Here is a 23,504-nt window from a genome sequence, read left to right as displayed (position 1 = left end):
GTCAGCGCGTCCGGGTGCATGAGGTCGTCTTTCGCGAGAGGGCGGCCGGAAGAGTCCTGGTTGGTGAGGGCCCGGGCTGAGACGGTGGGCTACCCGCTTCCGGCAGCGAGCCGTCAGCGGCACGACAAAGCGCCCCGCAACCGGCCGGTTGCGGGGGGGCGCCGGGCGTGTCGCAGGCTGCGAAGCCGGAACGGGGGACCTCGTCCTGGCCCGGGTGCCGCGCCGCCCTCTCTCCGGCGTTGCCGTGTCCGCGGGCTGGGGATGTGCCGCGGCAACATCGCCGACAGCCACGTGGTCGCGCCGGGCACGACGCACCAGCCGGATCACGACGGCGCAGACCCGGCGCCATTCCCCGCCGTGATACCAGCAGCAGCCGCGCCCGCCACGGCGAGGTCGGAGCTGGCGGGTCAGGCGGCGGGCCCAGCCGATCCCCACGGGCATGGCGACGTGCACGAGGCCGCCGACGTCGGCTGGGAGCTGGACGCGCTGAACGCCCCGGCCTGCCCCGAGGGCGGCATCCGACTGTCGGTGCACGCCGGGTGCCGCGACACGTCCTACGTCAACGGTCAGCACAAGGGCCAGGCCCTGCTGGACGCCGGCGTACGCCGCACCCTCGTCGTCGACTGGGTCACGCTGCCGCCGAAGGGAGGCTGATCACCGTGGGAGGGAACCGAAGCCCGATCCCGGTGCAGGGGATGTCGAGGCGACGCTGGTGGTGGGTGCGGATCAGCACACCGTCGGCGCCCCTGCGTTTCGTCTACTTGCCGCCGGCCGGGCTGCGCGAAATCTACGTCTACGACCGCGGCGCCCGCGCCGTTCTTCGGCTGGAACGTGTTTCAGAGCGGGGCCACGATCGACGGGGACTGGCGGTCCCTGGTGTACCGGCCCTACCAGTACGGCAGTTTCAGCAACTTCGCGGCGCTCGGCATGCCCGCCCGACGCCGCCGGACGCGCGGGGGTGGGCGCATGCCGGCGTCACGGAATCAGGCAGATGCCGATGTTGGGAATTTGGAAGGTGCACGCGGCCACCTGGGGTGCGGTGGGCGCAGCCATGGCGGGGGCGGCTGCTGCGCTTCCCAACAGCAGGATGCTGAAGATGGCGGCGGTCATGGCGTGTCGTAGGCGACGCATTGTGAATCACTCCTCTGGTGAGAACACTGTTCTGTATGTGATTTCCACCCCCATGACTGCAGAACGTAACGATTGGCAACACTGAGCTATTACGGCAGGTTACAGCTCTATATCGCGCTACATGCCTTGGCTGCGAGCCGCGACGGAGGTGAAGGGAACCTGCAGGGCCCGGACGGCGCCATCGAGAGCCATAGGAGGTCCAGGCCGTCTGGGACGGCTACTCGACCACCGTCGCGTGAGAAGGCCTTGCGATGTTTGCCGTCAGGGAGTCATCGACCTGACGCGGCAGGTCTCTCCACCTGCGCGGCACGTGGCAGCCGCATCGTGGAGGCAAGCTGTTCAACGAAGGTCCGGGATGCGTTCGCCATCCTTCGCCGGCCGCTGGGTCAGCGATGAAGCAGGCCACGCTACGTCGTCGACCGCGAGCCACGGCGCGGCGGCCAGGGCCGTGGGCGTGAGCCCGGCGAAGCTCGCAACCTCCCGGTGCAGGTGGGATTGGTCGACGTAACCGCTCTCGGCGGCGACGCGGGCGGCGGCGTGACCCGCCGCGAGCAGGTGGGCGGCGTGGTCGAAGCGCACCAGCCGGGCGGCGCGTTTGGGGGTGACGCCGAGCTGGGACCCGAAACGGGACCACAGGCGCTTGCGGCTCCAGCCGACCTCGTCCGCCAGGCCGTCGACCCGCACCCGCCCCCTGCTGGTGAACGTCCGCCGCCAGGCGTGGGCGACCTCGGGGTCGACCGGCGGGTGGGCGCCCAGCCGCCGGCCCAGGATGTCCGCCGCGATCGCGAAGCGTTCGTCCCACGACGCGGCGGCGCGCAGCCTGTCCTCGGCCTGCCCGGCGTCGCGGCCCCAGACGTCCTCAAGGGCTGCCACCGTCCCGGTGAGCTCGGCCGATGCGCCGAACAACGTGGCCGCCGCGACCGGCTCCAGCCGGATCTGGAGCAGCTCGCCGACTCCCCAGCCAGTCGCCCGGAGGTCGCCGGGCAGGAGCCCGACGACGACACTGCCGTGCTCGTGCCGGCCACGGGTTTCGTAGGCGACGCCAGCTCCCTCGCTCAGATCGACGAGCAGGGTGACGGACGGGTACGCGACCATGGAGATGTCCACCAAGGCCGGGGCACGGTGGCGGAACCCGGCCATGCTGACCCCCGGCAGCCCAACCGACGGGCGCGGGACCGCGACGTCCACCCATGCCCGGTCAGGTGACGTCCCCGTCGGCAACACCTGGCCAGTCTAGGCATCAGGCATTACGGTGGTCGACGGCCCCGTTGCCGTGAAGCTCAGCAGCAGCTCGCCGACCGTCTCGGGCGCTTCCAGCATGGGCAGGTGCCCGACGCCGGGCAGCAGCTCGACCCGGGCGTCCGGCACCGCGTCGTAACGGTGCGCCGACGACGGCTCCCAGCGGGGATCCGCGACACCGAAGATCACCTGCACGGGAAGGCCGAGGGCGGCCAGACGCTCGGGGACGCTCCGCTCGGCGATGTAGGCGGTGTTGCGGCGCAGCACCGTCCGCATCACGCGGTAGGTGATGTTCCGTACGTCGGCGACCACGTCGTCCGGGAGGTTCACCGGGCGAGCGGCCGTCGCGCTGATCCCCTTGCGGATCATCGCATCCGAACGCCTCGGCCACAGCAGCGGGCCCAACGGCGGGGCCAGCAGGGCCCGCAGGATGAACGGCTGCCGCAGGAGCGCATCCGGACTCGGGCCGCTACTGATCAACGCAAGCGAACCGACGAGGTCGGGACGCTGCTCGGCAAGCGCGGTGGCGACGTAGCCGCCGCTGGAGTGCCCGGCCACGGCGACGTGACGAAGGCCGAGGTCGTCCAGCAGCGCCGCCACCTGGCCCGCCTGCGCGGGCACGTCATACGACGGCGCGGGCGGGGACTGGCCGCAACCCGGCAGGTCGACGCGGATGACGTGATGATGGCCGGCCAGCAGCGGGACCACCGGACCCCAGAAACCGCCCGAGGCCCCCGACCCGTGGATGAGCAGCAACGGCGGCGCCTGCCGCGGGCCGTCATGAACGACGTGCATCCCATGCGAGTGCTCAGTGTCGTATTCACTCATAGGGAGACTGTGCACGGCCGGCCGGCCGCCCGTCTTGGACAAATGTTCCTGCGGAGTCGAACCCGGGCGGTCGTCACCATGACGGCTGTACCAAGGCCGGAACAGGGGTCTGGCAGGCTCATTTCCGGGCGGCGGGAGCCATGGAGATGTTCCAGAAGCCGACGTAGCGGTCGCCGCGGTCGAGCAGTTCGTCGTGGGCGGCGACTTGCCGGAGTCGGTTGCGGGGCCCGGTGCTCGATCAGCGAGGATCAGAACGCCACTTCGGGAAACTGGCCCGCCAGCCGCCGGAACAACTCCTCGTAGCGCTCGATCGCCTGCTGGGGCAGCTCTTCATGGTTTTGCCGTGAGAGTTGACGGCGGTTGTTCGTCGGTGTCCTGTGACATCGAACCCTTGATTTGTGACAACGAAGGTTGAGTGGTCAGCGCGTCGTCTGGTTGTGGACATAGAGCCTGATCCGGCCGTAGGAGGAGGTGCTGGACCGGATCGATGGCCGAGGGGCGGCGGGGTAAGGGCTTGCGGGCCGGAGGCTCGGGGTTGGTGAGGGCGGTTTTGACCGTGCGCTCGGTGACGTGATGGCGCCTGGCGAGGGCGCGCATGGACAGGTTCTCGGTCTCGGCATCGGCCCTTCTCGAACGGCGAGCCCTTGTGCGCGGGCTGGACGTCGATCTCCAGGAACCGGCAAGACCTTGCCGTGATCGCAGACGATCATCTCGGGCACGATGTCCGGCCAGGCGGCCGCGTACTCCAACCGCTCATCCAGGCTGAGCAGCCGGCGATGAGGCAGTACCGAGCGCGCCATGCGCAACGCCTGTACGGCCGGACGGGGGCCAGGGCGTCGCCGAGCAAGACCGCCGCCGCCTGGCCCACGGGATGGACCATCCGCTGGGGCGGGTCGATGTCCAGGACCGGGGCGGCGTGCCACTCCCTGGTCGCGCTGATCATCGCGACGGCCGAGGGTGGCAGCAGCCGCTCCGCCTCGGACAGGACGACGGTGCGGGCGGACCAGCCGATCTGGTGCGGCAGGACGTAGGTGCGGTGGGTGGGGTCGTAGCCGATCAGGTAGCGGAAGCATGCGGCGGTCATGTTGAGGTAGAAGGTCCAGTCGACGCCGATGGTGCCGTCCTTGCGCAGGACGGGGAAGATGTTGAACTGGCTGCTGCCCGGCTCGTAGCGGGTGAAGGCGCACAGGTCCGGCCGGTGCTCGAAGAGTTGGCCGCGCCAGGCGACGTAGCGGCGTAGTTCAGGGGCCAGGTGGGGTCGAGCAGGCGGCGTCCGATGGAGCGGCGTCCGTCGGCGAAGACCACCAGGTCGGCGGTGCCGTCGGCGGCGGCGCGGAGGGGGCGGACGCGGTGGCCGGGGTGCAGCCATCCTTCGGGGAGCCGGTTGAGCAGGGCGGTCGCCGCCGTGCTGACCGCCGCCCGCGTTACGCATCCCGAACGGTTCGCCAGCGGCGGCCCGCCCACCCCGCCCGACCCGCCCGACCCGCCTGGATCAACAAGCCCAAGACCAACCAGCCGATGGACGACGCCACAGAGAAGACGACACAGAATTAGCCCAGCTCAACGGCCTTGATGCCCTCGCCTCGCAGAGCGTGATGGGCCTGCGATGGCAGCGTAGGCTGAGGCATGCTTGACGACCGTCGCGTCACAGCGGCCATGCAGAAGCTTGAGGAAACGCTGCTGGAGTTGCGGAACGCCCCGGACGACATCGACGCCGTGAAGAGGGCAACAGCGAAGGTCCGGAGCGCGGCGTTCAGGCTGGACGAGGATGTCAAGACGTTGCGGGCACGGCGGCGTAGACGGACTGGGCCGGAAAGTGCATGACCTCGACAAGATCGGCGAAATTGTCGACGTGTCTGGCGATGCCACGGAACTGGCTCCCAGTTCCCCCTCGTGCATCCAGATCGGGCGCTGGTGTCGGCTGTGGTCAGGCCGGCGAGTGGACGGCGGAGCTGGGCGCGAGATGGCGGCGACGGCACACGCCGGAGGCGATCACCCGCGCCGTCGACGCGGGGCAGAGCTGGTCGCCGACGTCCGAGACGCCTGCGGCGGCTGAAGCGGGCGGCGGCGGTCAGGCCGGGCACTCCGGCGGCAGTTTGAGCATGGGGAACTCCAGCCGCAGTGAAGCGTCCGCGGGAAGGACGATCGCGCGGGCCCACGGGTCGCTCGCCCAGCAGGCCGGCAGCAGGAAGTAGCGCTGGTTGGAGTGCAGCAGCAAGTGCAGGCCGCGGTACCGATAGCGGTACATCGCGCCGGGGTCCGGCAGCGCGGTCTCCTCGATCCCGGGGCTCTCCAGATGCAGCCGCCGCGCCGAGTACACCACCGTGCTGGGCAGCGCTCCCGGATCGGAGCGGTACGCGGCGGCCGCCTTCATACCCGCCTGCTGCGCGAGCTCGCTGACCGTCCACAGCAGCAGCACCAGGAGGAGCACCACGCACAGGACGCGCTGGAGCACCTGGTCGCCGGTGGAGACGACGCGCCGCTCACTGACCCTCTGATACAGGGAGAGGCCGTAAACGAGCACGAAGACGCCGAGCCCCAGGCTGATGGGCACGGCGTAGGACGGCAGGCGCAAGCGTCCGTTCATGGCCGCCAGTCCCACGACGACGCCCGCCAGCCCGAGCACGGCCAAGACCGCGATCACCCGCTTCACGGCGGTACAGTGCCTGTCCGCGCACCGGATCACCCACCTGTGCGCCAGCGGCGCGATCAGGGCCAGCACCAGGAGCACGATCAGTGGTTCCACCGTCAGGGTGACGCTGCGCAGCACGTAGTCCTGAAAGGACAGGCCCAGCAAGCTGTGGTCCAGGCCGAGTTGCCCGTACATGGTGTTGGCGCGTACGGCCCCGAAGTACATCAGGATCGCCGCGATGAAGGTGGTCGGCGTCACGACGTGCGCCAGGACGGCCCACGCGCGGGTGAGGTCCTGGCCGGTGCCGCCGCCTTCATCCGAGGGCGCGCTCACGACTCGGCGGGGGCCGGGCCGCCGTCCTCCTGCGGGGTGGAGCCGTCTTGCCCGGGCGTCTCGGCCGGGCCGCCGGTGTCCGTCGGGCCGGGCTCGGACTCCGTGGGCTCCACGGGCTCTTCCGAGGAGTACTCGTCGTTCGTGGGGGACTCTTCGCCGGAGGGCGTTCCTCCGCCCGGCGAGGACTCCGTCGTGGTGGGCGGCGACGTGACGGTCGCGCACTCCGGCAGGGTGTCGGGATCGGACGCCACCGAGCACGCATCGCTCAGGAATTCCTTGGGGATGCCGCCGAGCTCCCCGAGATCGGCCCACGCCTCCTTGGCGCTCTCGGTGTCGCCCAAGGCGAGGGCGCTGGTCAGTTTCGATTCGTTGAGCATCCGCAACATCGCCGGGCGCATCGGCGCGGGAATGTCTTCGGCCTGCCGCTCCGCCTCACGGACCGTGCCGCTCGCCTGCCGCCACTGCCGCTGGTTGGCCTCCGCCGCGGCTTTGCACACCTTCGCGACCGCCTTCGCGCCGTCGGTGCCGCCGCCTGAGGCCACCTGGCCCATCTTCTGCGCCGTACCCGCGAAGTCGCCCTCCTTCAGCATCTTCTTGCAGTCCAACCCCACCTGGGCCGCGGCTTCGGGCAGGTCCCCGCTGCCTTCGGTCGGCAGCTCGTCGTCCGCGGTGATGACCGGCCCTGGCTGGGTCTGCCGGGGCGCGCCGGGGCCCGCCTGCCCCGCCCCGCCCTGGCCGTCCGCGCAGCTGCCCGTGAGTAGTGCGGCGGCGGCGATCACCGTCGCCGCGGCCGGCCAGGTCGTCTTCACCGTTCTCCCTTGAGAGCTCGCCGGTATCAGAGCAGGTCGTACCGCGCCGGAGCGGGACCCACGCCCGCGGAACGCGCCGATCATCAATTCCTGGCGAATCCTTGATGCGGAACATCAGATGTCATGGCCGCGTAGTCTGCTGGTCGGCGCGGGGTTGGCGCTGTTGCTGGCGGTGTTCGCCGCTGTCGCGCTGTGATCGGCCTTCGCTTCCCGTGGCGGTGTCCGGCGGGCCGCCGCCCGAACCCTCGACCTCCTGCTGAGATTGGTTCCTTGGTATATGCCGCGGCGCTAGAGCCTGTACGGAGTTCGTATCTTCACGTTGGTCGTAGACTGCGGACCCACAAGACGGCTCCCCGGAGATGAAGACCGGCCAGGTAACTGTCGGGGGTCTTGTCGAACCGGAAGGCCAGCCCGCGCCACTCCTTGATCCGATTGACGTCCCCGCTTCGAGCAGCGGGTGGACGGGCATGCCACCGGCGCCCGTTTCGCCACCTGCTGGTGGGACGCGCCTGGGTCCAGGCCAGGCGAGACATGGCGTCGCGTTCCCCGGTGACCGTTCTTTCCTCAGGACCTGGACGAGATGATACTGCGCCTATGGAGACCAGCCGCCCGCTCGCCGCCGTCCCGTTCGCCCCGGGTCACGTGCCGGTGCTGGGGAACCTGCCGGCCTTCGGCAGGCGGCCGCTGGCGTTCCTGGCGGGACTGCGGCTGGCGGGAGACGTGGTACGGATCGGTCTGGGGACGCGCGAGTTCGTGTACTTCAGCGATCCTGCCGCGGTCCACGACGTGCTCGTGAACCAGGCGGAGTCCTTCGCCAACGACGCCTTCCTCGACCGCATCGGACCGCTGATCCAGGACGAGGCGCTGCTCGTCCTGCCGTACGAGCGGCATCTGCCGTACCGAAGGAGGCTCAACGCGCAGTTCCGGCACGCCCGCGTCCCCGAGATGGCGGCTCGCGCGGCGGAGAACGCGCGGGAGCTGGCCGGCGGCTGGCCCGAGGGCCGGCCGTTCCGGCTGGACCTGGCGCTCCTGCGGCTGTCCGCGGCGAACTCGTGCAGCGCGCTCCTGGGACGGCGGCTGCCGGACGCGGAGGAGGAGGCGGTGGCGCGCTCGGCCATGACCATCGGCGCGCTGCTGACGGCCCGGGCCATGCTCCCCGCCTGGCTGAGCCGGCTGCCCCTTCCTGCCAACCGGCGCTTCGTGCGGGCATGCGAGCTGCTCCGGTCGGTGGCGCGCGGGCACGCGGCGGAGGACTCCTTGCTGCGCTGGCTGGACGCCACCCTGCACGACCCAGCCGACGGCTCTGCGGGCGCCGAGCAGCTCACGGACGAGCGGCTCACCGGGGACGCGGCGACGGTGCTCTTCGGCGGGATCGAGACCGTCTCCAGCGCGATGGCGTGGTTCTTCTGGGAGCTGTCGCAGGCTCCTGAGCTGGCGGGGCAGGTCTGGGACGAGGTCGCCTCCGTCACAGGCGGCCACCAGGTGAGCGGCGGACATCGAAGCGGTTTCCGCCTGCTGGAGGCCGCGTTGTGGGAGACGCTGCGGCTGCATCCGGGCATCGTCTTCACCCGCCGGGCCGAGCGTGAGGTGACCGTCGGCGGCGTGCGGCTGCCGGCCGGGACGGAGCTGCTCGTGAGCCCGTACGCGATGCACCGGGATCCGGCCCTGTTCCCCCGTCCGGACGAGTTCGACCCGCGGCGCTGGCTCGGACGGACGGCCTCTGCCGGGCACGCCTTCCTGCCCTTCGGCGCCGGGCACCGCAAATGCCTCGGCGACAACCAGGCGATGGCACAGATGACGATGTCCCTGGCGGTGATCGGGTCGTCGTGGCGGGTGGAGGTGAGGGAGCCGGGGCAGGTGAGCGAGGTGGTGGCGGCGACGACCCGGCCCGACCGGCTGGAGGCGGTGGCGTGCCGCCGCTAGTCAGACGGCGCTCGGGGCGACGTCGGGACGAACGTCGAGGGGTGCGAGCTCCGCCGTACGACTCGGGGCCTCGAATAACTGCCGGACTCCGCTCAGCTCTTCCGCTCACGGCCATGTTGTCGTCGCATCTGAGGGGACGGCCCGGAGTGGACTCTGGCCGAGGCTTGGGCTTGGACATCCGAGAACCCGGATAGTCCTCCTGGTATGGACCGGCCAGGGCGCATTGACACCCATCAGCACATCGTGCCGCCGTTCTACGCGTCCTGGCTGAGTGATCAGGACATCACGGCCGGCGGCCTGCCGATTCCGGGCTGGAGCCGGGATGACGCCTTGGCCGTGATGGACGGCAACGGCATCACCACCGCGATCGTGTCCGTCTCCACCCCGGGTGTGTACGTGGGCGACGGAACCGCGGCACGCGCCATGGCACAGAGGGTCAACGAGTTCACCGCCGAGGTCGTCAAGGACCGGCCGGACCGTTTCGGCTTCTTCGCCACGCTGACACTGCCGGACGTACCGGGCGCGATCGCCGAGGCCGAGCACGCCTTCGAGGTGCTGGGCGCGGACGGCCCCAGCACTCTTCCGGCTCCGCCGCTGCCGGGCATACCGCCCTACGCGGCCGATTTCCTGCTGGACACGACCCGGGCCGCGATCAACCTGGTGCGCGGCGCGGTGTTCGACCGGCACCCGAACCTGAAGATCATCCTCAGTCATGCCGGTGGCTTCCTGCCCTATGCCGCAGAGCGCATCGCCACCTCGTTCGAGATGAGCCGGTTCGAAGGCCTGATGGCCGATCTTGGCCGGTTCTTCTTCGACACGGCGTTGTCGGCCAGTCCGAGCGCCCTGCCGACGCTCCTGCAGTTCGCCGACCCCACCCGGATCACGTTCGGCAGTGACTGGCCGTATGCCTCGGCTGAGACAGCGGCGCACTTCACTACGAACCTGACGGCCTACCCGCTGGAGGAAGGGCTGCGCACAGCCATCGACCGCGGCAACGCCGAGGCGCTGTTTCCGCGGCTCGCCGGCCGCTCAGGTCGGTGACGCCTCCCGGCGCGGTGCGCTGGGAGGCGTCTGTCACGCCGGCAGGGTCGCGGCCCACTCGGTGAGGGTCTTGGTGAACAGCTGCGGGTCCTGGCCGTGCATCGAGTGGCCCATCTGCGGGAACGACAGGTAGTCGATGCGGCTGCCGGTGGCGGCGACGAGTTGCTGGACGCGGGCCGCCTGCAGGTCGGACAGGGCGCCCATGAGCTGGCCGGTCTTCTCGTCGACCATGCGGAAGTGGTGGGTGAACAGGACCGGGGTCTTGACGGCGGTCAGCATGCGGGCGTGGTCACAGCTGGCGGCCACGGTGCCGGTCCAGAAGGCGCGGGCCCATTCGGGGTCGTACTCCTTGAGGTTCTGCGGTGGTTCGTCGGTGTCGGGGATCAGACCGATCATCCAGGCCGGCAACTCGGTGGGGGCGGCGGCGCGCATGCCGTCCCAGTCGCCGATGCTCCACTGATCGCCCAGGTATTTGCCCCACAGGGCGAACATCGGGCCGACGCCCTGGCGCAGCGACTGGCCGCAGGAGGTGTCGACCTCGGAGTGGAACAGGGGCGGGTCCTCGTAGTGGGCGCCGCGGATGATGCCGGGCGGGGCGTAGGCCGACAGCCAGGCGGCCAGGACGGCGCCGGAGGACAGGCCGCTGACGATGACCGGGCGGGCGATGACGCCGGTGATGAGGCGGACCAGGTCGTTGCCGAAGTTGTCGAGGGTGTAGCGGCCGGCGGTGCGGCTGGAGCGGCCCTGGCCGCGCAGGTCCACGGCATGGCACTGGAAGTGATCCTGCAGCAGGTGCATGGCCTGCTCGTAGCCCCACCAGGACTCCGACTGGCCGGGGACGAGCAGCAGGGCGGGCTTGTCGCCGGTGCCGGCGACGGCGTAGTTGAGGTGGATCTCGCCGGTGTCGAAGCTCTGCTCGGGGAAGTCGTGCGGGACGTAGGTGCTGTCGGGGTGGTCGGGGCCGTAGCGGTGGCGGGTCATCGGGCCTCTCCGAGGATCGACTGCAGGGCTTGGGACAGCTGGGCCGGCGCGTCGGCGGGCTGCTGGGCGCGCCAGGCGATGAACCGGTCGGGGCGGATGAGCACCGCGCCGTCCGATCCGTGGCCGCGGTGGCGGGTCCAGGTGGAGCGGGGGTCGAGCAGATCGCCGTCCAGGTGGCCGACGCGGACGGCGTCCAGCGGCCAGGTCGCGGCGAGTTCGGCGGCGGCCTCGCACCAGTCCTGGCCGCCCTCTCCCGCGATGAGCAGGAACCTGCCGGGCTGGACCAGATCGAGCGTGGACAGCCGCTGTCCGCGCTCGTCCTCCAGCCAGGCATGCGGCAGCGGGTGTCCGGGGCGGGCGCACGGCTGGTAGAGACGGATCGGGTCCGGGTTGGCGGGCTCGGGCGTGCCGTCGTCGAGTACGGCGGCCGAGGTGGCCGAGGGGTAGGTGTAGCCGTACTCGATGTTGTGCTCGTTGAACTCCATGGACTGGCCGGCGATGGCGCGGTGGACGGCGCGGGCGTGCTCGGCGTCTTCGGGCAGGCCGCTCCACAGGCGGCGCAGCTGCCGCCAGTTCGCCTCCGGATCACCGCCGGGCACGATGCCGGCGGCCTGGGTGGCGACGATGTGGTTGAGGGCGTTTTCGACCGAGCGTTGCACGTTGCGGGCGGTGACGGGCTTGCGTTCGGGCTCGTAGGTGTCCAGCAGCCGCTCGTGGGCGTGGCCGTGCAGGACGGCGGCGAGTTTCCAGGCGAGGTTGTGCGCGTCCTGGATGGCGGAGTTGAGGCCGAGGCCGCCGGTGGGCGGGTGGCGGTGGGCGGCGTCGCCGAGCAGGAAGACGCGGCCGTCGCGGAAGCGGTCGGCGACCACGCCCTCGATCGACCAGCGGGTGATCAGGTGCACGGTGAGCGGGTGGTCGGGCAGGCCGAGCGCGGTGCGCAGGTCGGCGATGACCTTGTCGTCGTCGAGGCCGCGCGGGTCGTCGGCGGCGTAGTTGAGGTGGACGACCCATTCTTCGCTGTCGGGGCCCCAGCGGTCGGGACCCATGGGCACCATGGTGGCGCCCCCGCCGGTGTGCGGGAGGGTCAGCCAGCGGATGAGCACCTCGGGGTCACGGGCGACGGCGGACAGATCGGCCGACAGGTGGACGGTGGCGATGCGAGCCAGGTCCCGGGCGCCCTCCATGACGACGCCCAGCCGCCGGCCGACGGTACGGCCGCCGTCGCAGGCCAGCAGGTAGCGGGCGCGCACCTCATACGTCTGGCCGCTGTCTCGGTCGAGGACGGCGGCGGTGACGCCATCGGTGCCGGCGGTGAAGGTGGCCAGTTCGTGGCCGAAGCGGATGCGGCCGGGCGCGAGTTCCTCGGCGCGGGCCTTCAGAACAGGTTCCAGCCGGATCTGGGGCAGGTTGGTCTGGCCTTGCGGACTGGCGGAGGCCCAGTCGCCGGACAGGCCGCCGCAGCCCCACGACTCGACGAGGCCGAAGCGGCGGCCGTAGTCCTCCGTAGGGCCTGCCAGGCCGGCGTACCAGCCGGAGTAGCGCATCTGCTCGGGCGGGGTGCCGCGTTCGTGGATGGTGTCGGCGATGCCGAGGCCGGCCAGGATCTCCATGGTGCGCTGGTTGAGCACGTGCGCCTTGGGCAGCACGGAGGTGGTCGGCAGCGCGCTGACGAGCAGGTGGTCGACGCCGAGCTGGGACAGCAGCATGGAGGCGGTCAGGCCGGCGCCGCCGCCGCCCACGATGAGCACGTCATGCACGGAATCTCTCCTTGAATAGGGCGCGGGCGTTGCCGTGGTTGATCGCCTCGTCGGTGGCCCAGGTGTTGAAGTAGGCGACGGCGAGTTCGGGGGCGAAGGGCCAGTCGCTGCCGTACAGGACGTGGCCGGGCTTGGCGAAGGCCAGCAGCGAGGGCAGCGCGGCAGGGCTGGACGACAGGGCGGTGTCGAAGTAGAAGCCGGCCAGGTCCTCAAGGACTTGGTTCGGGTCGCGGCCGGTGTCGTTGAGGACGGTGACCGCCAGGCGGTGGGCGGCGTAAGGGACGAATCCGCCGGCGTGGGACAGGATGAACCGGATGCGCGGGAAGCGCCGCGGCACGTCGTGCTTGACCAAGCTGAACGCTGCGCGGGTGGTGTCGAGCAGGAAGTCGGCGGCGAACGGCGGGATGCCTTCCACCGGCGGGCCAGGCAACTGGGCAGGATGGACGAAGGCGATGGCGGCGCGCTCGTCCAGGGCGGCCATGAGCGGGTCGAAGGCCGGATCGCCCAGGTAGGCGCCATCGCTGTTGGCCAGGAGCATCACTCCGTCGGCGGCCAGCTCGTCCAAGGCGTGGGCGGCTTCGATGACGGCGGCCCTCACGTCCGGCAGGGTGAGCGTGGCGAAGAAGCCGAACCTGCCGGGATGCTCCTTCGCCACCCCGGCGGCGAACTCGTTGGATTCCCGCGCCACGTAGGCGGCGTCGGCGCCGTCATCGAGATAGGCCCCTGGCGTGGTCAGCGACAGGATGCCGGTGGCGATGCCCTGGCGGTCCATGAACTCCAGCGCCTCGTGCGGACTCCACGAGGGCAAGGGCCGGCCGCCTGGCGCGTGGACGCCGTGCGAGCGCAGCCAGTGTGCGTACCGCTCATGAACCATGTGCTGATGGACGTCGATACGACCGCTCACGCTGTTTCTCCCTGCTTGAGGTAGCCGCCGATCCGCGACCACACCGCGGCCGTGTCGGGGCCGATGCCGGTGGTCCGGATGCGGGCGGAGCCCTCCAGGGTGACGGACGGGTAGGGGGGCGCGCCGCCGAGCACGCAGAGTGAGGCGCGGCCGGTGCGCCGCACGTCGGCGGCCTTGGCCCGGCCGGGTTCGGTGGAGATGAGCAGCCGGTCGCCGTCCAGGGCGAAGTACACCACCGATTGGCGGGTACCTCCATCCGGCCGGGTGGTGGCCAGTACCCCGGCGGTGTGGTGGGCGAGGAAGTCGCGGACGAGCCTGTCGATCATGAGGTCACCGTGCGGTAGCGGATGGAGTGCCGGTCCAGGACGGCGGCCAGTTGCGGGGCCGGGCCGATCAGCACGATCGGGCGGCCGTCTTCGAGGACCACCTCGGCCGGGGCGCCGGGGGCGAGTTCTGTGAGGATGCGGCGCACGGCGTCGGCGAGGAGTTCGGGCTTGAACAGCTTGCCGACCGCGGTGGTGGGCAGCTTGTCCAGGACGTGCACGGCCTTGGGCGCGGCGGCCGGTTCTGGCGCGTACTGCCGTGCCCAGTCCAGCAGGTCGTCCTCGCTGACCGGACGCGAGCACGTCACATAGGCGACGGGAACCTCGCCGGCGTGCGGATCGGGGCGGCCCACCGCGGCGGCACCGGTGACGGCCGGATGGCTCAGCAGGGACTCCTCGATGGAACGCGGGTCGATGTTGTGGCCGCCGCGGATGATGAGGTCCTTGGCGCGGCCGGTGAGGTGGACATAACCGTCGGTGTCGACGTGGCCCAGGTCGCCGGTGAGCAGCCAGCCGTCGAGGATCTTGCCGGTGGGGTCGGGGCCGTCCGGGCCGAGGTAGCCGGGAAAGACGGCCGGACCGCTGATGGCCAGCACCCCGCTCTGGCCGGGCGGGCAGTCACCGGTGGGGCGCTCGCCGCCGTCCACGGTGACGGCCTTGATGTGCTGGTAGGGCAGCCGCAGCCCGACCGACCCGGCCCGGGGGGCGAAGGCCGGGGTGGCGGCGCTGGCGCAGGTGGCCTCGGTCAGCCCGTACCCCTCCAGCATCGGCACTTTCACCTGCTGCTCGAAGTCGGCGCGGACCCGGCCGGGCAGCGGTGCGGCGCCGACCGCGCCGGCCCGCAGGCTGGAGATGTCCACCCCGCCGGGCAGCGGCGGCAGGCTCGCGTACACCGTCGGCACGGCCGAGAACGCGGTCACCCGGAACCGCTCGATGATCCGCCAGAAGTCCGCCATGAGCTGTTTGTCGCGGTAGCCGAGCGGGCCCAGGCTGACCACGGCGGCGCCGTGCATGAACGGCGCCAGCCCGGTGACGTGCACCGCGTTGACGTGGAACAGCGGCAGCCCGGCCAGCGCCACCCCGTCGCCGCCCGCGTAGGCTCCCGAGCAGCCGAGCGCCCAGGCCATGTAGACCTCCATGGCGTGCGTGTGCGGGGCGACCTTGGGAGTGCCGGTGGTGCCGCCCGTGTGGAAGTACGCGGCGAGCTCTTCCGGCTGAGGCCGGTGCGGGGCGATCAGGCGGTCGCCGGGCTGCTCGGCGGCCAGCCGCTCGAAGTCGCCGCTCTGGACCTTCGCCGGAGTGTGCACGGCATCGAGGGAGGCGTTGCCGCCCACGGTCAGCAGCGCCCGCAGTCCCGGCAGCCCTTCGGCCACCCGCAGCGCCTTCTCCCACAGCCCGGGCAGCATCGCCGAGCCGGCGACCACCAGGATCTCGGCACGGGTCAGGGAGAAGATGTCGATGATGTGATGATCGGCGAGCATCGGGTTGACCGGATTGGCCACGCCGACGGCCTGGGCGCCCAGCAGGGCGGCGTAGGTGTGGCCGGAGTTGGGCAGCAGCAGGCCCACCGTCCCGCCGGGCGTCAGTCCCAGGGACGCGTAGAGATTCGCGGCCTGGTGCACGCGTCGCAGCAACTCGCCGTAGGTCCACGTCGTCTCCGCGCCCTCGCCCAGCAGGTGCAGCGCCGGCGCGTCCGGGGTCGCGGTGGCGGTACGGGCCAGCAGCTCGTAGGTGGAGGCGGGCAGGTCCCGCTCAGCCAGCGGCACCGCCTCCACCAGCGGCAGGTCCTCCGGCACCAGCACCAGCGGCCGGTCCCCGTCGGTGTGGTGGCTCATGCGCTGTGCGCTCCCGCCATGAGCGCGGCCAGGTCCTCGGGCTCGATGAACGACGGCGGCACCGGCGGCCCCCAGCTGTAGAGGATGCGCATGTCGGAGAACACTTCGGGCTTCCAGATCGCCTCGTCCACGACGCAGTCCAGGTCGCTGTAGTACTCCGAGAAGTTGCCCGCCGGGTCCTTGAGGTACCAGAAGAAGTTCGAGCCGATATGGTGCCGCCCGAGCCCCCACACGTGCCGCTCCGGGTGGCCCTCCAGCATGTGGTGGGCGCCGCGGCCGATCTCGTCGACGTCCTCGACCTCCCAGGAGGTGTGGTGCAGGTACGGCACGGGCGCCGGCTGGACGAGCACGTTGTGGTGGTCGGTGGAGCAGCGCAGGAACGCGGCGATGCCGGGCACCTCGTCGCTGACCTTGAACCCGATGCCCTCGGTGAAGAAGCGCCGGCTGGCCTCCTGGTCGGTGGAGCCGAGCACGACGTGGCCGAGCTTGCGGGGGCGTACCGGCTGCTCGCGCAGCACGCCGGGGGCGCGGGCGTCGATCCGGTCGGCGCGGCCGGGACCGTTGTAGAAGGGCGCGGGCTCGGCCGGACGGGTGATCCGGCCGGCGACCGACACCTGGACGCGGACATTCGTGCCGGGGTCGGTCACCCGGCCGCCGGCGTCCAGGGTCAGGTCCATCCGGGCCAGGTTCGCGCCGATGCGGGCGAGGTCGTCGGGGTCGTCCACGCCGACGCCCAGCTCGACCAGGCGGCGGGTGGGCGCGTGGACCAGCCGCAACTGCTCGCCGCCGTCGGCGGTGGCGAAGCAGTTCTCGCCGGTCCGCGTGAGGCCGAAGTCGGCGTAATAGGCGGCGGTCTCGGCGACGTTCGGGACGCCGATGGTGATGCGGGTCAGGCGGTGCAGTGTCATGGTCAGGCTCCCGTGAAGCTGGTGCGGAGGGTGCCGATGCCCTCGATCGTGGAGTGCAGGTGCTCGCCCGGGGCCAGGAAGCGGGCCGGGGTGCGGGTGCCGCCGATCCCGCCCGGGGTACCGGTGAAGATCACGTCGCCGGGCAGCAGCGGGGTCACGGCCGACAGCTTCTCGATCAGCTCCGGCACACCGAAGATCATCTGACTGGTACGGGCGTGCTGCATGCGCTCGCCGTCCAGGAAGCAGGAGATCTCCAGGTCGCCGGGGTCCGCGAACTCGTCAGGAGTGACCAGCCACGGCCCCGTCGGCCCGAAGCCCGGGAAGGACTTGCCGAGCGAGAACTGATGCGGCTGCGGCGGCGACAACTGCGTGATCCGCTCCGACAGGTCCTGCCCCACCGTCAGACCGGCCACGTACCGCCAGGCGTCAGCCGCGTTCACCTGATGAGCACGACGGCCGATCACGACGACCAGCTCCACCTCCCAGTCCGTCAGCCCGCCCTCAGGCAGCGCCACCACCGCGTCCTGGCCGGCCAGACAGGAGACGAACTTGGTGAACACCGGCGGCCTGGCACCCGGCTCGATCTGCGACTCCTCGGCATGCTCGCGGTAGTTCACGCCGATCGCGAACACCTGACGCGGCGCGGGCGACGGCGCCCCCAGATCGGCTTCCTCGAACGGCACCGGCTCGGCATCCGGAGTCCAGGACCGCAGCTCGTCCCAGCGCTCGAACAGCGCCTGCGGATCGGCCGGGAAGCGGCCCCCGCCGGCCTTCTCGATGTCGATCGCGCCCGCACCGCTCAACAGCACGGCTCGACCGGCGAGATTGGCGACACGCATGGGCATCCCTTCGTCAACGGCTTGTCACGCCGATTTAACGAAGGTCTCGCCACCCGCCGCTTGTGCTGCTCGCCCAGATTTTCGCCGCAGTTTGGGCTCAGAGCGGCCTCGATCGGGCTCAGAGCGGAATTCGGGCGATCTCCAGCGCCAGCCGCAGCTCCAGCAGGTCCTCCGGAAGCGGCCGGCCGAGCAGCTCCTCGGCCTGCTTGATGCGATAGCCCACGGTGTTGCGCGAGACGTGCAGCAGCTCGCCGGCCCGCTGCGGGCTGCGGCCGGCAGCCAGGTAGACGCGCAACGTCTCGCGCAGCTCCGCCCGCCGCGCGTCCCCGCCGGCCAGCCCGCCCAGCGAGGCCTCGGCGAACCAGCCCGCCCGTTCCCCGCCCGCGGCCAGCAGCGACCGCACCCGGATGTCGGCGTGACGGCACAGCCGGGCCTCCGCCGAAAAGGCCTGCGCCTCCCTGGCACCCAGATGGCTGCGCCGGAACCCGGCCACCCCGTACGCGACGGGACCGACGGCCAGCCGCAACCCCGCCGGCACCTCGACGTCCACGCCGGGGTCGGAGCTTGAGAGCCGCCCCGTCCACGCCCACACGTCCGACGGCCCCGCCTGCACCGTCAGCACGCCATGCCCGTCCATCGCCCGCGCCGCCTCCGCCGCGAAACGCCGCAACACCTCGGCCGGAGTGTCCAGCTCGTCGGCGACGACCACGAAGGCCAGATGGTGACGGCCCAGCTCATACCCCAGCGTGCGCTCGGCCGCGCCCTGGTCGATGCGCCGCCCCGCCACGATGTCGTCCACGATCCGGTGCCGCGCCGCCTCGGTGCTGGCCTGCCAGCGGTTCCGCTCGGCGATGTACTCCTCGGCCATCCGGCTGGCGTGCACGTCAGCGTAGGAGAAGAGCAGCTCGCTGACCCGATGACTCTCCGCCAGCCGCACCGGCTCGGGCTCGGCGTCGATGGCGTCCATCAGCCGCTGGTGCAGGCACGCGTGCCCGATCCGCACCCCGCGCAGCACCAGGTCCAGCGGCACCCCGCGATGCACCAGGTCGGCGTTGCCCTCCACCGCCTCCATCGGCACCATGTCCTGCGCGGGGCGGGCATCCAGGAACAGCCCGGCCAGGGCCGCCAGCACGCTCGCCTCCACCGAACGCCGCAACGTCTCGAACGGCGTCCGGCCGCCGCCGTAGGCCGGCACCTGCCGGATGACCTCCTGCGTCATCCACACGGCCGTCTCCACCGCCCACCCCGCCGGCCCGTCTCCCAGCATCCGACGGGCGAAGGCCAAGGTGGCAGAGGAGGCCGCGGGCGGATGCCCGCCACCCTGCGCCCGCAGGCCCAGCAGCCACTGGCACGGCATGTCACTCACGGGGCCAGTCCTAGCACACGATGACCCGGCGGTGGACACGACCGGGTAGGGCCACGTGCGACAGCGAGGGTCGCGGCCTGGCATAACTCTGTCACCGCTGGCGACTTTCGCCGGCGGATCGGGAACACTCGATGCGATTGCGGCGCCCACGATCAGGACGGCGCTCGTAACCGGTGGTGGCGCTGGGTGATCACCTGTCAGGCTGGCCGGCGCTGGGGTGGCGGCCGGGCGGAACGGGGTGATGCACGGACGCGCGTACCCGGGCGCTCGGCTCCCTTCTCACCACGGTCCTCCTCGCGGTCCTGACCCCCGCCCTCGCCGGCGGCACGGCTCTGGCCGCTCCAAAGATCACGCCGGACGGACTCGCGGACCTGCCCGCGCTGACCCCGGTCATGGACTGCGCCGCCGTCACGGGGCTCGACCTGAGCGGCGTCACCGACGCGCCGGTCACCATCCACTCCGCGACCGTCGTCACGACCGGCGCGCCCGCACCGTACTGCGACGTACGCGGCACCATCGCCCCCGCCGACACCATCGTCCTGCGCCTGCCCCTCAACGGCTGGACCCAGCGCTACATGCAGACGGGTTGCGGCGGGCTGTGCGGCAACGCCTCCATCAACTACGGCCAGGCCGCGACTTGCCCGCCCGACACGGACGGCACGGTCGCCGGCGCGACGACCGACATGGGACACCAAGGGCAGAACGACGGCTCGTGGGCGGCAGGCAACCCGCAGGCGCAGATCGACTTCGCCTACCGCGGGGTGCACGTGACGTCCCAGGCCGCCAAGGCGATCATCGCCGTGTTCTACGGCCGCCCGCCGGCGTACTCCTACTTCACCGGCTGCTCGGACGGCGGGCGGGAGGCGCTGATGGAGGCCCAGCGCCACCCCGGCGACTTCGACGGCATCGCCGCCGGCGCGCCCGCGAACAACATGGTCGTCCAGAACACCTTCCACCACGCCTGGAACGTCCTGACCAACATCGACGGCAACGGCGCCTACATCCTGCTCGCCGGCAAGCTGCCGCTGATCCACAACGCCGTGCTCGCCGCCTGCGACGGCCGCGACGGGCTGCGCGACGGCGTCCTCGACGACCCGCGTACCTGCGACTTCGACCCCGCGACGCTGGTCTGCGCGGCCGGCCAGGACCCCGCGTCCTGCCTGTCGCCGGCCGAGGCCGGCGTGGTGCGCAGGCTGCACGACGGCGCGGTGGACGAGCGCGGCCGGCGGCTGGAGCCGGCGGTCGCCCACGAGTGGGGCTCGGAACTGGCGTGGACCCTGTTCGTGCCGGCGGCCCAGGGGCAGCACACTGAAGTTCACCGCCGAGTCGTTCTGGAACACCGTGCAGTCCTCCAGCTACCTGTCTACCTGTCCGCCATGGACCCCGACCTGGACCGCTTCCAGCGCGGCGGCGGGAAACTGCTGCTCTGGCACGGCTGGAACGACCAGCACATCGCGCCGCGCGGCACACTGGCGTACTACGACGCCCTGCGCGAGACCATGGGCGCCAGGACCGCCGATCGGTTCGCCAGGCTGTACCTCTTCCCCGGCGTCGCGCACTGCGGCGGCGGCGAGGGACCGAACACCTTCGACGTCCTGACCCCCGTGATGGCGTGGGTGGAAAGCGGCAGGCAGCCGGGGAAGATCGTGGCGTCGAACGCGTCCGCCGGGCGTACCCGGCCCGTCTACCCCTACCCGCAGGTCGCCCGCTACGACGGCACGGGCAGCACGGACGACGCAGCCAACTTCGTGCCCCGTACGCCCCGCCCCGAGCCGCGTACGGACTTGCGGTGGCTCGGCGAGCGGCTCTACTCCTCCGACTACCAGACGTGGTGCACGGCGGCGGGGACGAAGCTCGTCTGCCGGCCCGCCGAGACCTGGCTGACCCGCCGCAAGTCCACCTGATCCGGATCGTGGCCGGGGGATCGCCGATCCCCCGACCCCTACACCGGACGGTGACGACTGATGCCACCTTCGACCAACGTTGCAGCTCAGCAGCTTCTGACCGCACCGAAGGATGCCGGGACCTCCGCACCGAACCGGGCCCGTTCACCCCTTCCGGTCTCCCTGCGGTCTCCCCCGGCTTCCTCGTTCGACCTGATCACGCCCCGCTCCCCGCGAGCCGTACCCTGATCCGTCCCGCCCGGCCGAGACCCGGCCACCGCATCGACCACGCCCGCCCGCACACACGTCGCGCTACCTCCTCGACATGTCCCAGCTCGGCGAACGCCGCTCCCACCCAGCCTCCGAGCACCACGAAGAACCGATTCACCATCCCCCATGAAGCGCATCCTCAGCCAGTGGTGGCGCCTTCTGCCGGGCAGCCGCAGCAGAGAGGGCCGGCGCGGTGAAGGCCTCCAAAGGCGGCCGGCACCGTCGCCGTGTCGTCGAGACCGAAGAGTATGTAGCGATGCTGCACCGCATGGTGGACGCCCTCGCCAGACGACTCTCCGACGACCCGGTCGGCCTGGTGCATGTCGAGCCCCTGCGTGAACACCTGCGAGACGCCATGAACATCGCCATCGCACTCAACCAGGAAAAGCCCCGCGGCTACTCCTTCGGAGAGTTGGCGGAGATCCTCGGCATGCGCCGGGAATCCGTCTACGAACGCGCCGTCAGAGGCCGCACGCTCCTCGCCGACATGCGGGCCCGACTCGGCGTGACCAGCCTGCGCCGGCACCGCGAAACACGCCTCCAAGAGGCGGCACTACGGACCGCCGCCCGGCAGGAGGACCGCAGTGACCCGCCGGCACTCGCCTGTCCAGGAGCAAGCCGCCGGCCTTTCGGCCGCGAGAGCAACTGGCAGGCTCTCCGGCGCCTCGACCAGAGCAGCCTTCCGCAGTTCCGGAGTGACGGCAGCACGCCGTCTGGCTCACCCGCGGCGGACAGGAAGAGACGATCAGGAAGTTCCGTCGCGTAATACTGCCCCTGCTGACGAGACCCTCCAGCGCCGGACCGCGCACGGCACCTGCTCAGCCCGATCTGCCTTCCGGTCGAGCAGCCATCCATGGACTCCGCATCGGGCCCGGCTCGCCCCGATCCGGCTACGGGCGCCCGTCAATGATCTCGAGTTGCTCGATGGTGCCGCCAGGGCCGCGCTCGCCTGAACACCGGAGCTCCGCTCATGAACCGGCAGTATCGGCAGATCAACGTCGCCTTCCCGTCATGGGTCAACGCCGAGACCGTGGCCGTGGCGCATATCGCTCCTCAGTTTGAGGAAGCCCGCGTCCGAGGGTGGATCGCCTTGTGGTGGTTCATCCGCAAGAGCCCCTGCTGGCGGATCCGATACCTCCTCTCCGACGGCGGCCCCGAGGCAGAAACTTCTGCACCGCCGTCTGACGAAGCTGGTCAGCATCGGGCGCATCCTCTCCGCCACACCCGTGATCTATGAGCCGGTGCTCCACGCCTTCGGCGGCACCGAAGGCATGGACGGCGCCCACCAGCTCTTCCACGACGACAGCCGTCATCTGCTCGCCCGCCTCACCGCAGGCCGCCATCACTCGAAGGGTAATCACCACCGCGAACTGGCCGTCCTGCTGTGCGCCGCGCTCATCCACGCCGCCGGCCAGGACTGGTACGAACAGGGCGACATCTGGGCGCGCGTGGCCGCTCACCGCGAACCGGCGTCTTTTCCGCCTCGACCAGCTCGACCAGATGCGCCGGCTGATGAGCGTGCACCTCGCCGCCCTCTGCCGGCCGGGTGCGCCCCTCGCCGATCACCTGCGGCAGCACTACCTTGAGCTCGACACCGTAGACGAACTAGTCGTTTTCCAGACCCGCCTTGCACTGACCATGATCGACCTTGCGGGGGCCTACAGCAGCCAGACGCGGCATCGATCGCCGCTCGAATCGGACACCACATCCGCACAATCGGTGACGGCTACGCGGCACGAGACCTCCTCGCACACCAGGCATGCCGCACAGTTCTCACGGACGCTCACAAGCGAACGCTCCTCGCAATCGTCGAGGCAGCCGGACTGAGCACAGGCGCCATACCCGAACGACTCAAAGATGATCTCCACGTCGCAGTACAGATGAGCGAGGCTCCAATCGCTACCCACTTCGGCACCCGGCTACTCACCACGCCTGCTCTCTGCGGAGAATCAACGGAGTGGTGAGGCGGAACCATCCCCGCATGCGCGGGGAGCACAGGCCCGCGAACTCTTCTGCACGGTCGGGCCGGGGACCATCCCCGCGCGGGGATGGTCCCTGGTAGGTCTCCTGGTTGGCCTGCGTGTGGGCGTCGGCCCCGCGCCTGCGGGGATGGTCCCTCAACCGAGCTCAGCGGGCCCACCAGGACGCGGTCGGCCCCGCGCCTGCGGGGATGGTCCTCCGGCGCGCATGACGACTACGCCGACTCCTGCGTCGGCCCCGCGCCTGCGGGGATGGTCCGCACCTCTTCCTGATCGACGCGGGGGACGTGACGTCGGCCCCGCGCCTGCGGGGATGGTCCGCCCATCACCCCGCGAGTTGTCCGTCCCGGAACCTGTCAATTTGATCAAGGCAGTTGAGCTGGGCTAATTCTGTGCCGTCTTCTCTGTGGCGTCCTTCGGTTCGTTGGTCTTGGGCTTGTTGATCCAGGCGGGGCCGGGCAGGTCGGGCGGGGTTGGCAGACCGCCGCTGGCGAACCGATCGGGATGTGTGGCGTGGGCGGCG

21 protein-coding genes and 1 pseudogene are annotated in these 23,504 nt (G+C 71.0%); 7 read left to right on the top strand and 15 right to left on the bottom strand.

The features are described 5' to 3' along the window. Window positions 1-261 precede the first annotated feature (261 nt). Window positions 262-654 (top strand): hypothetical protein, encoded by a 393-nt coding sequence (locus ABD331_RS39520; protein WP_344487103.1) that lies wholly within the window; start codon window positions 262-264, stop codon window positions 652-654. 321 nt (window positions 655-975) lie between these two features. On the opposite strand, the gene ABD331_RS39515 is transcribed toward ABD331_RS39520, so the two are convergent. The 5 genes and pseudogenes from ABD331_RS39515 to ABD331_RS39500 form a co-directional block, all read right to left on the bottom strand. Next, the gene (locus ABD331_RS39515; protein WP_344487101.1) at window positions 976-1,110 is read right to left on the bottom strand and encodes a hypothetical protein; all 135 of its coding nucleotides are present in this window, start codon (window positions 1,108-1,110) and stop codon (window positions 976-978) included. Window positions 1,111-1,470: 360 nt separating this feature from the next. Continuing rightward, on the bottom strand, window positions 1,471-2,355 hold the full coding sequence (locus tag ABD331_RS39510) for a helix-turn-helix domain-containing protein (protein ID WP_344487099.1): 885 nt from the start codon (window positions 2,353-2,355) through the stop codon (window positions 1,471-1,473). A gap of 9 nt (window positions 2,356-2,364) precedes the next feature. Next, window positions 2,365-3,198, bottom strand: a complete 834-nt coding sequence (locus tag ABD331_RS39505; RefSeq protein WP_344487097.1) for an alpha/beta fold hydrolase — start codon at window positions 3,196-3,198, stop codon at window positions 2,365-2,367. A 248-nt stretch (window positions 3,199-3,446) separates the two neighbouring features. Beyond that, window positions 3,447-3,563, bottom strand: a pseudogene (locus ABD331_RS61095) (NACHT N-terminal helical domain 7-containing protein); the annotation flags it as partial. A gap of 341 nt (window positions 3,564-3,904) precedes the next feature. Further along, on the bottom strand, window positions 3,905-4,567 hold the full coding sequence (locus ABD331_RS39500; RefSeq protein WP_344487095.1) for a Rossmann-fold NAD(P)-binding domain-containing protein: 663 nt from the start codon (window positions 4,565-4,567) through the stop codon (window positions 3,905-3,907). A 257-nt stretch (window positions 4,568-4,824) separates the two neighbouring features. Between ABD331_RS39500 and ABD331_RS39495 the strand changes: the two genes are divergently transcribed. Next, a complete protein-coding gene (locus ABD331_RS39495; protein WP_344487093.1) occupies window positions 4,825-5,022 on the top strand; it encodes a hypothetical protein in 198 nt (65 codons plus the stop codon). Between the two features lie 247 nt (window positions 5,023-5,269). Here ABD331_RS39495 and ABD331_RS39490 read toward each other — a convergent pair whose 3' ends face one another. Next, entirely contained in the window at window positions 5,270-6,163 is an 894-nt protein-coding gene (locus tag ABD331_RS39490) for a hypothetical protein (RefSeq protein ID WP_344487091.1), read from the bottom strand. Next, window positions 6,160-6,972, bottom strand: coding sequence for a hypothetical protein (locus tag ABD331_RS39485; RefSeq protein WP_344487089.1), 813 nt, complete (start codon window positions 6,970-6,972; stop codon window positions 6,160-6,162). The genes ABD331_RS39490 and ABD331_RS39485 overlap by 4 nt, the downstream gene beginning before the upstream one ends. Before the next feature lie 594 nt (window positions 6,973-7,566). On the opposite strand from ABD331_RS39485, the gene ABD331_RS39475 reads away from it, so the two are divergent. Together ABD331_RS39475 and ABD331_RS39470 are read left to right on the top strand one after the other, a co-directional pair. Then, complete coding sequence (locus ABD331_RS39475) at window positions 7,567-8,895, top strand: cytochrome P450 (protein WP_344487087.1); 1,329 nt, start codon at window positions 7,567-7,569, stop codon at window positions 8,893-8,895. 204 nt (window positions 8,896-9,099) lie between these two features. Continuing rightward, a complete protein-coding gene (locus tag ABD331_RS39470; RefSeq protein ID WP_344487085.1) occupies window positions 9,100-9,936 on the top strand; it encodes an amidohydrolase family protein in 837 nt (278 codons plus the stop codon). 33 nt (window positions 9,937-9,969) lie between these two features. On the opposite strand, the gene ABD331_RS39465 is transcribed toward ABD331_RS39470, so the two are convergent. From ABD331_RS39465 to ABD331_RS39430, 8 genes are all read right to left on the bottom strand, one after another. Further along, on the bottom strand, window positions 9,970-10,917 hold the full coding sequence (locus ABD331_RS39465; RefSeq protein WP_344487083.1) for an alpha/beta fold hydrolase: 948 nt from the start codon (window positions 10,915-10,917) through the stop codon (window positions 9,970-9,972). After that, complete coding sequence (locus ABD331_RS39460) at window positions 10,914-12,674, bottom strand: FAD-dependent monooxygenase (RefSeq protein WP_344487081.1); 1,761 nt, start codon at window positions 12,672-12,674, stop codon at window positions 10,914-10,916. The genes ABD331_RS39465 and ABD331_RS39460 overlap by 4 nt, the downstream gene beginning before the upstream one ends. After that, window positions 12,667-13,578 (bottom strand): amidohydrolase family protein, encoded by a 912-nt coding sequence (locus ABD331_RS39455; protein ID WP_344487079.1) that lies wholly within the window; start codon window positions 13,576-13,578, stop codon window positions 12,667-12,669. The genes ABD331_RS39460 and ABD331_RS39455 overlap by 8 nt, the downstream gene beginning before the upstream one ends. Continuing rightward, entirely contained in the window at window positions 13,575-13,904 is a 330-nt protein-coding gene (locus ABD331_RS39450) for a TIGR03618 family F420-dependent PPOX class oxidoreductase (protein WP_344487077.1), read from the bottom strand. The genes ABD331_RS39455 and ABD331_RS39450 overlap by 4 nt, the downstream gene beginning before the upstream one ends. After that, window positions 13,901-15,736 carry an acyl-CoA synthetase gene (locus ABD331_RS39445; RefSeq protein WP_344487075.1) on the bottom strand — a complete coding sequence of 612 codons (1,836 nt, stop codon included), beginning with the start codon at window positions 15,734-15,736 and terminating at the stop codon, window positions 13,901-13,903. Before ABD331_RS39445 ends, ABD331_RS39450 begins: the two co-directional genes overlap by 4 nt. Further along, window positions 15,733-16,644, bottom strand: coding sequence for a VOC family protein (locus ABD331_RS39440; RefSeq protein ID WP_344487073.1), 912 nt, complete (start codon window positions 16,642-16,644; stop codon window positions 15,733-15,735). Before ABD331_RS39440 ends, ABD331_RS39445 begins: the two co-directional genes overlap by 4 nt. A gap of 2 nt (window positions 16,645-16,646) precedes the next feature. After that, on the bottom strand, window positions 16,647-17,483 hold the full coding sequence (locus tag ABD331_RS39435) for a fumarylacetoacetate hydrolase family protein (RefSeq protein ID WP_344487071.1): 837 nt from the start codon (window positions 17,481-17,483) through the stop codon (window positions 16,647-16,649). Between the two features lie 118 nt (window positions 17,484-17,601). Next, on the bottom strand, window positions 17,602-18,840 hold the full coding sequence (locus ABD331_RS39430) for a PucR family transcriptional regulator (RefSeq protein WP_344487354.1): 1,239 nt from the start codon (window positions 18,838-18,840) through the stop codon (window positions 17,602-17,604). Between the two features lie 401 nt (window positions 18,841-19,241). On the opposite strand from ABD331_RS39430, the gene ABD331_RS39425 reads away from it, so the two are divergent. The 3 genes from ABD331_RS39425 (at window position 19,242) to ABD331_RS39415 (ending at window position 22,588) form a co-directional block, all read left to right on the top strand. Beyond that, window positions 19,242-20,753 (top strand): tannase/feruloyl esterase family alpha/beta hydrolase, encoded by a 1,512-nt coding sequence (locus ABD331_RS39425; RefSeq protein ID WP_344487069.1) that lies wholly within the window; start codon window positions 19,242-19,244, stop codon window positions 20,751-20,753. 442 nt (window positions 20,754-21,195) lie between these two features. Continuing rightward, complete coding sequence (locus ABD331_RS39420; RefSeq protein WP_344487067.1) at window positions 21,196-21,768, top strand: hypothetical protein; 573 nt, start codon at window positions 21,196-21,198, stop codon at window positions 21,766-21,768. A 292-nt stretch (window positions 21,769-22,060) separates the two neighbouring features. Beyond that, window positions 22,061-22,588, top strand: coding sequence for a thiopeptide-type bacteriocin biosynthesis protein (locus ABD331_RS39415; protein WP_344487065.1), 528 nt, complete (start codon window positions 22,061-22,063; stop codon window positions 22,586-22,588). Window positions 22,589-23,504 lie beyond the last annotated feature (916 nt).

Source organism: Nonomuraea monospora (assembly GCF_039531895.1).
Taxonomy (GTDB): Bacteria; Actinomycetota; Actinomycetes; order Streptosporangiales; family Streptosporangiaceae; genus Nonomuraea; species Nonomuraea monospora.
This window is presented reverse-complemented; position numbering and strand designations above follow the sequence as displayed.

Bases quoted from the DNA above. Each gene is read 5' to 3' on its own strand.
- ABD331_RS39450 (WP_344487077.1), bottom strand. From the start codon at position 13,904: ATGATCGACAGGCTCGTCCGCGACTTCCTCGCCCACCACACCGCCGGG.
- ABD331_RS39505 (WP_344487097.1), bottom strand. From the start codon at position 3,198: ATGAGTGAATACGACACTGAGCACTCGCATGGGATGCACGTCGTTCAT.
- ABD331_RS39500 (WP_344487095.1), bottom strand. From the start codon at position 4,567: ATGGCTGCACCCCGGCCACCGCGTCCGCCCCCTCCGCGCCGCCGCCGA.
- ABD331_RS39425 (WP_344487069.1), top strand. From the start codon at position 19,242: ATGGACTGCGCCGCCGTCACGGGGCTCGACCTGAGCGGCGTCACCGAC.
- ABD331_RS39435 (WP_344487071.1), bottom strand. From the start codon at position 17,483: ATGCGTGTCGCCAATCTCGCCGGTCGAGCCGTGCTGTTGAGCGGTGCG.
- ABD331_RS39495 (WP_344487093.1), top strand. From the start codon at position 4,825: ATGCTTGACGACCGTCGCGTCACAGCGGCCATGCAGAAGCTTGAGGAA.
- ABD331_RS39470 (WP_344487085.1), top strand. From the start codon at position 9,100: ATGGACCGGCCAGGGCGCATTGACACCCATCAGCACATCGTGCCGCCG.
- ABD331_RS39430 (WP_344487354.1), bottom strand. From the start codon at position 18,840: ATGCCGTGCCAGTGGCTGCTGGGCCTGCGGGCGCAGGGTGGCGGGCAT.
- ABD331_RS39465 (WP_344487083.1), bottom strand. From the start codon at position 10,917: ATGACCCGCCACCGCTACGGCCCCGACCACCCCGACAGCACCTACGTC.
- ABD331_RS39515 (WP_344487101.1), bottom strand. From the start codon at position 1,110: ATGACCGCCGCCATCTTCAGCATCCTGCTGTTGGGAAGCGCAGCAGCC.
- ABD331_RS39520 (WP_344487103.1), top strand. From the start codon at position 262: ATGTGCCGCGGCAACATCGCCGACAGCCACGTGGTCGCGCCGGGCACG.
- ABD331_RS39440 (WP_344487073.1), bottom strand. From the start codon at position 16,644: ATGACACTGCACCGCCTGACCCGCATCACCATCGGCGTCCCGAACGTC.
- ABD331_RS39475 (WP_344487087.1), top strand. From the start codon at position 7,567: ATGGAGACCAGCCGCCCGCTCGCCGCCGTCCCGTTCGCCCCGGGTCAC.
- ABD331_RS39445 (WP_344487075.1), bottom strand. From the start codon at position 15,736: ATGAGCCACCACACCGACGGGGACCGGCCGCTGGTGCTGGTGCCGGAG.